General features: G+C 36.1%; 12 protein-coding genes. 7 read left to right on the top strand and 5 right to left on the bottom strand.

What is annotated here, in order from left to right; all coding sequences use genetic code 11:
- The first annotated feature begins 1 nt into the window (after position 1).
- The 4 genes from WR164_RS02425 (at position 2) to WR164_RS02440 (ending at position 4305) form a co-directional block, all read left to right on the top strand.
- The gene (locus WR164_RS02425; protein ID WP_286136886.1) at positions 2–532 is read left to right on the top strand and encodes a sugar O-acetyltransferase; all 531 of its coding nucleotides are present in this window, start codon (positions 2–4) and stop codon (positions 530–532) included.
- Positions 533–730: 198 nt separating this feature from the next.
- Complete coding sequence (locus WR164_RS02430) at positions 731–2290, top strand: BCCT family transporter (RefSeq protein ID WP_507763357.1); 1560 nt, start codon at positions 731–733, stop codon at positions 2288–2290.
- 75 nt (positions 2291–2365) lie between these two features.
- On the top strand, positions 2366–3307 hold the full coding sequence (locus WR164_RS02435) for a phosphoglycerate dehydrogenase (RefSeq protein ID WP_286135978.1): 942 nt from the start codon (positions 2366–2368) through the stop codon (positions 3305–3307).
- Positions 3308–3369: 62 nt separating this feature from the next.
- Positions 3370–4305 (top strand): phosphoglycerate dehydrogenase, encoded by a 936-nt coding sequence (locus WR164_RS02440; protein ID WP_286135979.1) that lies wholly within the window; start codon positions 3370–3372, stop codon positions 4303–4305.
- A gap of 65 nt (positions 4306–4370) precedes the next feature.
- On the opposite strand, the gene map is transcribed toward WR164_RS02440, so the two are convergent.
- Positions 4371–5180 (bottom strand): type I methionyl aminopeptidase, encoded by an 810-nt coding sequence (gene map / locus WR164_RS02445; RefSeq protein WP_286135980.1) that lies wholly within the window; start codon positions 5178–5180, stop codon positions 4371–4373.
- A gap of 238 nt (positions 5181–5418) precedes the next feature.
- Here map and WR164_RS02450 point away from each other — a divergent pair, with 238 nt between their 5' ends.
- From WR164_RS02450 to WR164_RS02460, 3 genes are all read left to right on the top strand, one after another.
- Complete coding sequence (locus tag WR164_RS02450) at positions 5419–6300, top strand: alpha/beta hydrolase (RefSeq protein ID WP_286135981.1); 882 nt, start codon at positions 5419–5421, stop codon at positions 6298–6300.
- 86 nt (positions 6301–6386) lie between these two features.
- Entirely contained in the window at positions 6387–7814 is a 1428-nt protein-coding gene (locus tag WR164_RS02455) for an MFS transporter (protein ID WP_286135982.1), read from the top strand.
- Positions 7811–7972: a hypothetical protein gene (locus tag WR164_RS02460; protein ID WP_286135983.1), complete on the top strand. Its 162-nt coding sequence runs from the start codon at positions 7811–7813 to the stop codon at positions 7970–7972. Before WR164_RS02455 ends, WR164_RS02460 begins: the two co-directional genes overlap by 4 nt.
- Positions 7973–8043: 71 nt before the next feature.
- On the opposite strand, the gene WR164_RS02465 is transcribed toward WR164_RS02460, so the two are convergent.
- The 4 genes from WR164_RS02465 to WR164_RS02480 all read right to left on the bottom strand — a co-directional run bounded on the left by WR164_RS02465 (position 8044) and on the right by WR164_RS02480 (position 13040).
- Positions 8044–9975 (bottom strand): M13 family metallopeptidase, encoded by a 1932-nt coding sequence (locus tag WR164_RS02465; RefSeq protein ID WP_286135985.1) that lies wholly within the window; start codon positions 9973–9975, stop codon positions 8044–8046.
- Between the two features lie 93 nt (positions 9976–10068).
- Complete coding sequence (locus tag WR164_RS02470; RefSeq protein WP_286135986.1) at positions 10069–10980, bottom strand: glycine betaine ABC transporter substrate-binding protein; 912 nt, start codon at positions 10978–10980, stop codon at positions 10069–10071.
- A 17-nt stretch (positions 10981–10997) separates the two neighbouring features.
- On the bottom strand, positions 10998–11846 hold the full coding sequence (locus WR164_RS02475) for an ABC transporter permease (protein ID WP_286135987.1): 849 nt from the start codon (positions 11844–11846) through the stop codon (positions 10998–11000).
- Entirely contained in the window at positions 11847–13040 is a 1194-nt protein-coding gene (locus WR164_RS02480) for a quaternary amine ABC transporter ATP-binding protein (RefSeq protein WP_286135988.1), read from the bottom strand.
- Between the last annotated feature and the right edge of the window lie 13 nt (positions 13041–13053).

Below are 13053 nucleotides of genomic sequence, written 5' to 3' on the forward strand. Positions count from 1 at the left end.
AATGACCAAGGGATTAAATTATGATCAATTTGATCCTGAATTAGACCAACGCCGTGCATACGTTAGAAAAAAATTAATGCATGTGAACCAATTAGCAGATAAGGAATCCATCAACAAAGCATTATCAAAATTATTTGCTGATGCTGGGAAAAATTTATTTATTGAAACCGGAATCGAATTTGATTATGGATTTAATATTCATATTGGTGATTATTTCTATGCTAATTACCATTTAACTTTATTGGATACCTGTCCGATTACCATTGGCAATCATTGTTACTTTGGCCCCGACGTTGGTTTATATACCCCTGTTCACCCGCTTGATCCTGAAAAAAGAAAAGCAGATGTTGAGTTAGGGAAACCAATCACAATCGGTAATAATGTTTGGATGGGTGGTCATGTTACCATTCTTCCGGGAGTTACTTTAGGTGATAACGTTGTCGTTGGTGCCGGCTCGGTTGTTACCAAATCATTCGGGGATAACGTTGTCTTAGTCGGCTCACCAGCTCGGGTCATTAAGACGGTTAAATAGTTATATTAATGAGAGCTTTTTTACTTATCGTCTAATGTGTGTATAATGTTATATGAATGTTTAATTAGAGCATTGAATAAATGCTATACAGAAAAGTTTCCTGTATAGCATTTTTAAATCAAAGGGGAGGAAAAATCAATTTTTAAGAGACTACATATTAATAAAGTCGTTTTTATTCCTACTGTTCTCTCGTTTTTTGTGGTTTCAGCTATTTTAATTGCTGGTGGTTCATCACTTCAAGGAGTTTTGGCAGATATTTTAAATTGGATTGATAATAAGATGGGTTGGGCCTACATGTGGGTCTACACCATTAACTTTATCTTCTTTATTTTCATCCTATTTAGTAAATATGGCCGAATCCGATTTGGTGGCCCGGATGCAAAACCACAATATTCTAGTTTTGAATGGGGTAGCATGGTCTTTGCGACCGCCATTGATGCTAGTATTTTAATGCTAAGTATGACTGATCCACTAAGTTACTTACAGGATCCGCCATACGGTGCCAAACCTTTTTCAGAACAAGCCTATAACTTAGCACACATGCTGGGCCAATTCAATTGGGGCCCGATGGCATGGTTAATGTTTTCCGCACCTACCGTTGCCGTTGGTTATGTTATTTATAATAAACACCGACGGATTCAATCGATTAGTGAAGTTTTGACCGTCTTAGATGGTGATCAAATGTGGAAAAAGACAATGCGGCAAATTGTTAATTTGTTAATTGTCTTTGGAATCATGGGTGGTGTTGGAGCCGATGTTGGATTAGAAATCCCAGTTGTCTCGAACGTTTTAAGCCGTTTAACCGGTATTTCCGATAACATGATGTTGAAGATGGAATTATTCTTCGTTTTGTTTGTTATCTTTACCTTTGCGGTTATGCGTGGTTTAAACGGTGGAATTGATAAACTGAGTCATGCCCATATTTGGACGGCCATTTTATTCTTGGTAATTGTTCTATTGGCAGGACCGACCGTTTACATTTTAAACTCTGAAACCAATAGTATCGGGTTATTAATTCAAAAATTCATTCCAATGAGTATGAGTACCGTTCCCAATGGACATCCTGGCTTTACCCAACGTGAAACGATTTTCTACTGGGGCTGGTGGTTATCATATACTCCATTCATGGGATTGTTTATCGCTAAGATCTCACGTGGTCGAACCATCCGTCAGTTATTGATTGGGATGTTAACCTATGGTGCAATTGGTTGTATGAGTTTCTATGCTATTTTTGGTGGTTACTCATTATGGCTACAAAAGACTGGTACCATCAACTTAGTCCATATCTTGAATACGCAGGGTCAAGCTGCAGTCATTTCAACTGTCATTGCTAGCTTGCCATTCAAAATTATTATTTTGGCATTGTACTGTATTTCATGTTTCATTTTCCTAGCGACAACGATTTCTTCATCTGCCTTCGTACTATCATCATTTACTAGTACGAAGTTAAAACCAGGTGTTGAACCAAGTAAAGTTAATAAAATGACATGGGTTGTCATCTTTATTATCTTCTCATTTAGTTTAGTTCTTGTCGGTGGATTCCAGACTGTTCAGACATTCTGTACGATTGCTGGATTTCCGATTATGTTCGTTGCAATTTTAGTTATTATGTCAGTCTTTAAGATGATTACGCATGATAAAAGTATTATGTATCCACCAAGAAGACGGTTCATTCGACGTCATACTAAGAAATCCGCCACGGTTGAAAGACGCCGTTCAATTTCAAAATTGATTTCGCCTAAGAACATTGATAAATAATTTATAATATCGGTATAATTAATAATGATTCCATTAGTTGGGGTCATTATTTTTTTGTAGAAAAGGAATGAAAAAATGAAAGCAAAAGTACTAATTCCAGAATATGCTGCTAAGTATGTCACAGATGATTTTAAAAAACATAAGATTGAAATTAAAACAACTAGTAGTACCCAAAGTGAAGATGAATTATTAGCAAAGGGAAAAGACGTTTCTGGTGCCATGATCTTAATGCCGCCGGATGGATTCAATCAAAATATGATTGATCAGATGCCAAATTTAAAGGTGATTTCGCGTTTAGGTGTTGGCTACGATAATGTTGACTATCATTATGCAGCCAAAAAAGGGATTGTGGTGACAAACACCCCGGGTGCCAATGCTATTTCAGTTGCTGAATCAACCGTTTGTGATATGTTAATTCTAGCTAAGCATTCATATTCAATTTCAAAAGCAATGCGCGATGGTGATAATGATTATATTTCAAAACATCCTACCAGTGAGTTAGCCCATAAAACGGTTGGCATCGTTGGTTATGGCCATATTGGCCAAGCCGTTGCCAAAATGTTAAGTGGTTTTGGTGTTAAAATTTTGATTTGGAATCGTCATCAAAAGCAGAGTCAATACGGAAAATTTGTTGATTGGAACACTTTGTTTCAACAATCAGATTACATTTCTTTACATATTCCATCGACTTCCGAAACAATTCACAGCGTGAGTCGAAAAGAATTCAAAATGATGAAGAAATCAGCAATGATCGTAAATTTTGCCCGTGGTTCAGTTATTGATGAGAAAGCAATGATCAATGCACTTAAAACAGGGGAGATTGCTGGAGCAGGTTTAGATGTCTTTGAAAAAGAACCATTGCCAATGGATAGTGAATTAAGAAAGTTGCCGAATGTTTACATGACACCGCATATTTCCGCCCAGACAACGGAAGCAATCGAACAAACTGCAATTAATGCGGCTTCTGAAATGATTCGAGTGATTGAAGGACAGCGTGCTAAGTGGCAAGTTAATTAATCCTTTTGTTTGGTAAAACTCATTTCTTCTTTTATAATTTCTGCATAGGAAGGTGATTTTAGATGGCAAATAAAGTTTTAGTACCACAAATTGCGGTACCGTATGTAAAAGATGATTTAGCAAAACATCATTTAAAAATGATTTCAACTAGTAACGCCCAAAAAGCGGATGAATTATTATCCAAAGGAAAAGATGCAGTTGCTGTAATGCTTTTAGGCGCACCGTTTACCAAGGATATGATTGATCAAATGCCGAATTTAAAAGTGATTTCACGTTTCGGCGTTGGTTATGATAACGTTGACTATCGATATGCTGCTAAAAAAGGGATTAAAGTTACGAATACCCCGGGAGCTAATGCTGCATCCGTTGCGGAAGCGGCTGTGACCGATATTTTAATTTTATCAAAACATTCCTATTCCATTTCAAAAGCAATGCGTGAAGGTGACAATGATTACGTTGCTAAACACCCCACCAATGAATTAGCTGGCAAAACCGTTGGAATTATTGGCTTTGGTCATATTGGCCGCATGGTTGCTAAGATGCTAAGTGGATTTAATGTGAACGTTTTAATTTGGAATCGTCATCCAAAGCAAAGTCAATACGGTAAATTTGTTGATTGGGACACTTTATTAAAACAATCTGATTTCATTACACTTCATGTTCCAGCAACTCCTGATACCATTCACAGTATCAGTACGAATGAATTCAAAATGATGAAGGATTCCGCCCATATTGTTAACTTTGCCCGTGGATCGGTCATTGATCAAAAAGCATTGGTTGAAGCACTTAAATCGGGTGAAATTGCTGGCGCTGGTTTGGATGTTTATGAAAAAGAACCACTTCCAGAAGATAGTGAACTAAGAAAGTTACCGAACGTTTACCTAACACCACATAACGCTGGTCATAGTTATGAAGCTATCGAAAGAATGTCAACTAGGGCTGCTTCAGAAATGGAACGGGTTATCAATAACGAACAGCCAAAATGGCAAATTAATTAAAAGATATAAACAAAAAGACTTACGATGAAATTAATCATCGTAAGCCTTTATTTTTTTAATTGAAATTATTTCTTGTACATATCTAACATGTACTTAGCATCCGCTTTGTGATCCTGTGAAGTCAATAACTTTGGACCATCGTTAGTAATTGCTAGGGTATGTTCGTATTGAGCGGACTTAGTATTATCCTTAGATAAGTAATAAGTCCAGTCATCCCGTTTGTCATAATGATCCTTGATTTGCCATGTTCCAAGGTTAACCAATGGTTCAATGGTGATAGTCATACCAGGACGAAGACGTAAACCTTGGCCCTTGGTACCATAAGCTGGTACATTCGGGGCTTCATGAATTGATGGTTGAATTCCATGACCGATTAATTCACGAACGTCACCCATATGGTGTTCATCTTCAACGTAGTGTTGAATGGCGGCACCAATATCTCCAATTCGGTTACCAACGACTGCTTGATCAAGTCCTTTATATAGTGCAGTGTGACAAACATGCATTAATTCTTTAACTTTGTCAGAAACCTTACCGACACCGTAGCACCAGCAAGAGTCACTTTCAAAGCCGTCTTTGTTAACACACATGTCGACTTTGACAACGTCGCCGTCCTTTAATAGGAGTCCCTTTCTAGGAATTCCATGGGCAACTTCATCGTTAATTGAAATACATGTGGCAAATTTATAACCATCAAAGCCAATTTGAGATGGAATCGCACCATGATCTCTGATGTACTTGTTAGCAAATTCTTCGATGTCCCATGTATCGACACCTGGCTTAATGATGTTTCTTAAGCCACGGTGGACACCGGCTAATACGGCACCAGACTTGGCCATCATTTCAATTTCTCGAGGTGATTTCAAAGTAATCAAAAACAACAATCTCCCTTGTAATTATTAATAAGATATGACAAAATATTGTCATGACAATATATTTTTAATTTATATATTGATGAACGAATATCAGAATTTTATGAAAACATAAAATTCCCTTCATATAATAATCTACTACTTTTTGCTTAATTAATAAAATAATCAATATTTTAATGCAAAATTTTTCGTTTTCGATTATCATTAAGAATGTTGAATATGAGAAAGTGAGGTTTAATTTTTGAGAAAAAATGTTAAAACAACCATCGTCTTAGCTGTTATTTGTGCGATTTTAGCAATCATTGCAGCTTTTTTAGCTTATGGCAAAAAGAAAAGTATGAATATGAACATGAGTTCTGCACCTAGTGAACCTGATACACCAACTTTGTATTTACATGGGATTGACGGAACTAAAAAATCAACTAATCATTTGATAACGGTTGCTAGTCGTAATAGCGGCACCCGTTCATTAACGATTAATGTTAAGAAAAATAAATCAATTGAATACCATGGTCATTTATCGAAAACGACTAGGAATCCATTAATTCAAGTTAATTTTCTTGATAATAAAGCACCGATTAAGTATCAAGTAAATTGGTTAACGCAGATTTTGATCCATTTGAAACAAAAATATCATTTTAATGATTATAACGGTGTTGGATATTATTCTGGCGGGGTTACGATATTGGAAAATGCTGCCCAGAATTCAGATAATCATCAAATTCCAAAGCTACAAAAATTTGTTTCAATTGCAACTCCATACAACGGGGTGGTGGGTCTAAATGACCGTGCCAATCAAAATACAGTTAACAGTAATGGCGAACCACAGATTAAGCATGCTGCCAATCGTTTTTATCCATCATACGATCAGATGATTTCTGATTGTAAAAAATTCCCATCCGATGTTCAGATCTTAAACATTTACGGTAGTTATAATGATTTATTAAATTCCGATGGCAAAGTAACCATCCCATCAGCACAATCACTTAAATATTTGGTATCGAAACACGTTCAGAATTACCATGAAATTCAAATGAATGGTCAAAATGCCAAACATAAAGTCTTGGTCGATAATCAAGCTGTCAACCGAATTATTAATAGTTTCCTTTTCGGGGATAATTAATGATCCTAAAACTTTACTTTTATTTAGAATCATTATAAAATATAATTATTGTTATATTAGAACTATTATAAATTAGGAGTGATGATATGGAACAGAGTCGTGATTTAGAAGGCCATACTTATAATCGTTGGTTCTTTATTTTAGTGCTGTTATTTGGTAGTTTTACGATGTCAATTAGTCAGTCATCAGTATCAAATATCTACCGTCCATTGATGGATACTTTTAACGTTCAAATGACATCTGTTCAATGGATGACTACTGGCTTTATGTTAGTTATGTGTATTATGATGCCAGTCAGTCCATGGCTATTGAACAATGTTAAGTTTAAGAATTTGTTCATGTCAATTCTGCTTACTTTTGATATTGGGACGCTAATTATTATCTTTGCGCATAGCTTCATTACACTAATTATTGGACGTGCACTTGAAGCCATTGCCGTTGGAATTTTATTTCCATCATTCCAATCTGTCTTGTTATACATCACACCGAAAGCTAAACGTGGAACTGTTATGGGATTAGCCGGTTTGGTAATGGGATCAGCATTAGCATTAGGTCCAACCATTTGTAGTGTCATTTTAAACTTTACTGCATGGCGTGGATTGTTTATGTTCTTTATGGTGGTTGTGACCGTTTTGTTCATTTTGGCATTGTTTGCTATTAAGGATGTAATGCCACATAAAGAGAGCCACTTAGATTTTATTTCTGTTATTTTATCAATTGGATTAATTGGAATCTTATATTTTGTTAATGCCATTGGCCAACTCAGTAAGGGTGGTGGATCACTTTCATTCTTACTATTGATTTTAGTCGTCAGTCTTATTATGGTTACCGCGTTCGTTTACAGGCAATTTCATCTTAAAGAACCATTATTACAATTACGGGTCATGAAGAATCTTAATTTTGATTTATCGATGGGGTTAACCGGAATTTCATACATTGCTTTGATTGTGGTTACCATTATTTATCCGCAATATTATCAAACCGTCTTAGGAATTCCTGCCAAGTATTCTGGATTTGCTTTAATTCCAGGCTCAATTATCATGAGTGTCTTGAACCCATTAACTGGTCACTTAGCTGATAAATTTGGTTTTAAGAGAATTATGGTGATTGGAATGTCCATGATTTTACTGGGTTGGCTTGCTCTAACCATCATGCCATTTCAATTTGGTCTAATTGCAATGATCATTACTTCATCCTTGATTAAGGGTGGAAATGCATTCGTTATGATGCCAGCAACCACTTTAGGTGGCGATTCACTACCAAAAGAATATATTTCACATGGAACCGCAGTGATCACAACGGTTAGACAAATTTTAGGTTCAACCGGTGTTATGATTGCATCATTAATTTTAACCAATGTCACAAATGATAGTTTAGGCCGTGGAATTCGAATGAGTTTAGCCCGAAACAATGGTTACCATGTCGTTTTCTTAACTTTCTTTATCATTGAAATTTTTGGCATGATTATGGCATTGATGATTAAGAATAATCATAAAGAAGGTGCTAAGAAATGACTAATTCGAAATTGTTAGCTTGTTTATTCTTCATCTTCTATTTAATTTTATTCTTCATGGTAATTGCTTCTAAAAACATGATTGCCATGTACATGATGTCAATTGGAATGTTACTAGAAGCATTGGTGAATCTTATCAGAGTTTATCATCGAAAATAATTAAATTTAAACAGTAAAAAAACAGTCGCTATCTAAATGATAGCGGCTGTTTTTTTATAATTATTTTGATTTTACCAAATTTTGACCCGGTCTGCTGGTTTTCTATACATTCCATCACCAGGTTTGATATCGAATGTCTTAAAGAAGTCATCTAAATTCTGTGGTTGAATTTGGCCACGTAATTCGGATGGAGCATGGACATCAATTGATAATAATAGTTGCTTAAAGGCCTCAGTTGACTTAGTTCGCCATACTCGTGCCCAGTTAAAGAAGAAAGCTCTTAAATCGACATTATTTTCAGATTTAGCAGCTTCTTCAGCACAACTTAATCCACCATCATCGGCAATATTTTCAGAAACGGTTAATTTACCATTAACCTTACCACCAGCAAATGGCATCCCATCAAATTCTTTAATCATTTGATCGGTTAATTTTTCAAAATGTTCATGATCTTCTTTTGTCCACCAATTATGAAGGTTACCATATTCATCAAAAAGTGAGCCGTTGTTATCAAACGAATGTGAAATTTCATGGGCCATGACAGCGCCAATTCCACCGTAATTTTCACTTGATGATTGATCCAAGCTATAGAATGGCTTCTGCAAAATAGCAGCAGGGAAGACGATGATATTTTTGAATGGGTGATAATAGGCATTGACCATGTTAGCTGGCATTTCCCATCTCATTCGGTCAACTGGACGGTTCCATTTACTGAAGATGTCTTGGACGGCAATTCTTGTGAATTTAACCTCGTTTGAAACGATGCTTGCGCCATCTTCAAATGTTTCAACGTGAAATTTAGCAAATAATGGATCGATTTTATCTGGATAACCAACTTGGATGCCAAGGTGATTTAATTTATTGATGGCTTGTTTTCTAGTTGAATCACTCAACCAGTCATTATCGGTTAAACGTTTTTTATAGACGTTAATCATATTGACAACCATTTGGTGAACATCTGCTTTAGCTTTTTCACCAAAGTACTTATGTCCATAATAATCACCGACAACTTGATCAAACGCGTCTTCAGCTAGGTAATAGGCTGCTTTTTCTTTACTAGAGGTCTGTTTCTTGCCTGAAAGAGCCCGGCTGAATAAACTACCAGCCTGTCTAAATTCTTCAGAAAGATCGCCAGTATATGAAGTTAAAACGCCAACTAACATCCAAGCTTTCATTTCATCGAAATGGTCAGGGCTAAGTAAATCTTTTAATGCTTCATAATACTTGGGCTGGTTATTAATGACTCGCTTTGGTGTTTCGTTCTGACCGATTAAATCGGTAACAACTTTTGCAAGGTCTAAACCAGGGACGGCATCATCTAAATCGCTAAACTTTTGAGGATTGTAATTCTTTTTTTCGTCGGCTGATTCCTCCGCAGATTTAACGTGAGGAGCAATCAATTGATCATATGCTTTCGCCTTTGCAACGATGGTTTGGGCCTGCTCCTTAGAATATCCAACCATAACAAGTAATTGATTCAACATTTTAACTAAAATTGGCATCAATTTTTGATAGGATTGATTATTTTTACTGTAGTAAGTTTTATCAGGCATGAAAAGACTAGGTGCCGTAGCATATAGGGCGTTTAACTTAGTATTCTTTTCATCAGCTTCAATATATAAAGCAAATGGTAATGGAAAACCATCTAGAATCCAATCCCTTAATTGGTGATTCAAATCGGATAATGATTTAAGATCTTGAACTTTTTTAAGAAGTGGCATTAATGGTTTTGAACCATCAGCTTCCCGTTTCTTAAAATTAGTGGTCATGGTGTAGAATTTTTTATATTCTGCCATTTCCTTATTTTTAGGTGCTATTTTACCGTTTTTTAAATCGTTTGAATCATGAATTAATGTTTTTTCAATTTGATCGACTAAATCCATAAAACCACCGGTTGATGAATGATCGGCTGGGATCTTAGCCGTTTTTAGCCAGTTACCGTTAACAGCTTGATACAAATCATCTTTAACCAATGATTCGTTAATTTCATTTGTTTTATCCATTCAATTAGCCTCCATTTTACAATCAATTGAACTAATACTAATACAATCAGGTTTAATTCACAAGTAATTCTTAATGATAATCTAATTGCTTTATTATTTATTGATTAAATCATTGATTGAATTAATATTTTTCATGTATTTCGGAACCGATAGGCCAACTTTAGCACCATTTAGGTTGACACCAGCGTCTTGAACCCGACTCTTGTACTGCTTGTAATAGATTCCAGCGGTGTTTGGTAGCCAAGCAGAAACGGTGGCGTCAGATGCACCAGTGGCAACTGATGCCCACATCGGCTGCATTTCCATCGATTGAATGGTAACTTTGTATCCCATTTGATCTAGTACTTGTGAAATTACATTGGTGGAAGCAATCTCTGAATCCCATGCAACATAGGTCATCTTCATTGCCTGACCATGGCCACGTTGGGCACCTTTTTCCCATTGGGCAACCTGCTTTGGATTCTTTTTAATCCATTCGTCAGCCGCTTTTTTCGGATCTTCGCCAGCGTTAGTTTTTAGCATTACTTGAGACATTTGTGATGGGGTCCAATGAAATTGCTGTAGAACTTTATATGCACCCGGTAATCGGGTATTTAGCCCTTTTTTAGTAATGGTGTGAATCTGTTCACTACTACCATAGACATTTTTCGGATCCTTTAAGAATTTAATGGGAAACTTAGTGAACATCCAATGTGGCTGCCATCCGGTAACAACAATCGGTTGTTTATTTTTAATGGCTTTATTTAAAGTGCTGGTCATGGCAGCAGTTGAACTGGTCTGTAATTGCCACTTATTACTTTTTAATGGATAAGTGGTCAAAGCTTTTTGAGTTGATGCCATGATTCCGGCACCAGCATCGATACCAGTAATGGTGTAGTTAACCTGTGGACCTAATTTCTTTTTCGGATTATAAGCAGCAGTTTCACTTTGACATGCGGATAATCCGAGTGTCAAAACAGCAATTGTGGCGATTAATAAAACTGATTTAAAACGTTTTAGTTTCATAAAACTCCTCCTTATAATTATTGACGGTTTTGGTTTAATGATTGGGTAATCCGGTCTAAAATAATGGCTAAAATAACGATGGCTAAACCAGCTGCAAAACCGGATCCGGCATCGTTTCTACCAACGGCAAAGTAGACTTCGGAACCAAGTCCCATCGCACCAATCATGGAAGCAATGACAACCATTGAAAGTGTTAGCATCATGCCTTGGTTAATCCCAGACATTAGTGTTGATTTAGCGAGTGGTAATTCAACTTTGATTAATTTTTGCCATGCGGTTGAACCAAAAGCATCGGCGGCTTCAACTAAATCACTTGGAACCTGTTTAATGCCTAAATTGGTCATCCGAACAACTGGTGGCAATGCAAAAATGATTGAAGCAATCACACCAGGAACCATCCCAATTCCGAATAACGCAACGGCTGGAATAAGGTAGACGAAAGCTGGCATTGTCTGCATAAAATCAAGCAATGGTTTTAAGATGACAGTAACGACCTTACTTTTAGCCATCCAGATGCCAAGTGGGACGCCAATGATAACGATAATTAAACTGGATGTTAAAACTAAAGTTAAAGTTTGAGTCATATCTCGCCAATAACCCTGATTCCAAATAAATAACAAGCCAATTAGTTCAAATGTCATTAATCCCCAATGCTTGTTTTTCCTTAATGCTAAATATGTGATTAAAAGAATTAAAATGATAAATAACCAAATTGGTAGGGCATCGAAGATCCATTGGAATCCGTTAATAATACCACCCAAGAAATTAGTGATGGCATTAAAAAATCCGGTAAATTGAGTGAGCCAATTAACAAAAGCATTAATCCATTTAGCAACTGGAATTGGTTGTAATGATAAAATGTTCATTTATTTTTCCCCCTCATTTCCTGACAAAGCTTCTAAAACAGAACTATTAATGATAATTCCAATTAATTTCTGGTCTTTATCTACAACGGCAACTGGAACCGGAAACTTTGGAATTTTAGCAATGATTTCCTTAATTGCCATGTTCGGTTTAACAATTGGAACGTTTTTTTCAATAATTTTTGAAATGTCATTATCGTTATTTTGAATTAGGCGATCGGCATCGTTAGCTCGAACTAATCCCTTGAAACGATGTTCTGAATCGATGACGTAAACACTTGAAATTTCGTTATCACGCATTCTTCTGAGGGCAATCCTTGGACCATCTTTCTCAATATTAATAATGGCAGGTTTGACCATGACGTCTTTAGCGTGCAAAACTTTGGTTCGGTCAACACCTTGAATGAAACTTCTGACATAGTCATTCTTGGGATTTCTTAAAATTTCTTCCGGGGTGCCGGTCTGAACGACTTCACCATCCTTCATAATCATGATCCGATCACCAATTCTTAGTGCTTCGTTTAAATCATGACTGATGAAGACGATTGTTTTTTGCAATGATTCTTGTAAATCTAATAATTCGTCCTGCATTTCTTTTCGGTTTAATGGATCTAATGCTGAGAACGCTTCATCCATTAACAGAATTTCAGGATCATTGGTTAGTGCTCTTGCTAAACCAACCCGTTGCTGCATTCCACCGGATAATTGGTTAGGAAATTCATTCCCATAATTATTTAAACCGACTAATTGGAGTGCTTTCTTAGCTTTTTGATAACGTTTATTTTTTGCAACACCTTGAATTTCTAATCCATAGGCGGTATTTTCTAAAATAGTTCGATTCGGGAAAAGGGCAAAGTTTTGAAAGACCATGCTCATTTTTTGACGCCTTAGTTCCCGTAATTCTTTTTTACTCAATGATGTGATGTTTTTGCCATCTAAATAAACTTGCCCGCTAGTTGGAGCAATTAAATGGTTTAACATTCTAATCAATGTTGACTTACCACTTCCGGATAAGCCCATAATGACAAAGATTTCATTATTTTTAACATTAAAACTGGCTTTTCTAACGCCGATCGTGGCACCAGTTTGTTTTAAAATATCATTTTTAGATGCACCCTGATTAATTAAGTCTTCTAACTTATGACTAGGATGTCCAAAAATTTTAGTAAGATTCTTAACTTGAATTTTATCAGCCATATCTTCTTCCTCC

The sequence above is a fragment of the Philodulcilactobacillus myokonensis genome, assembly GCF_027923585.1.
GTDB classification, from domain to species: domain Bacteria; phylum Bacillota; class Bacilli; order Lactobacillales; family Lactobacillaceae; genus Philodulcilactobacillus; species Philodulcilactobacillus myokonensis.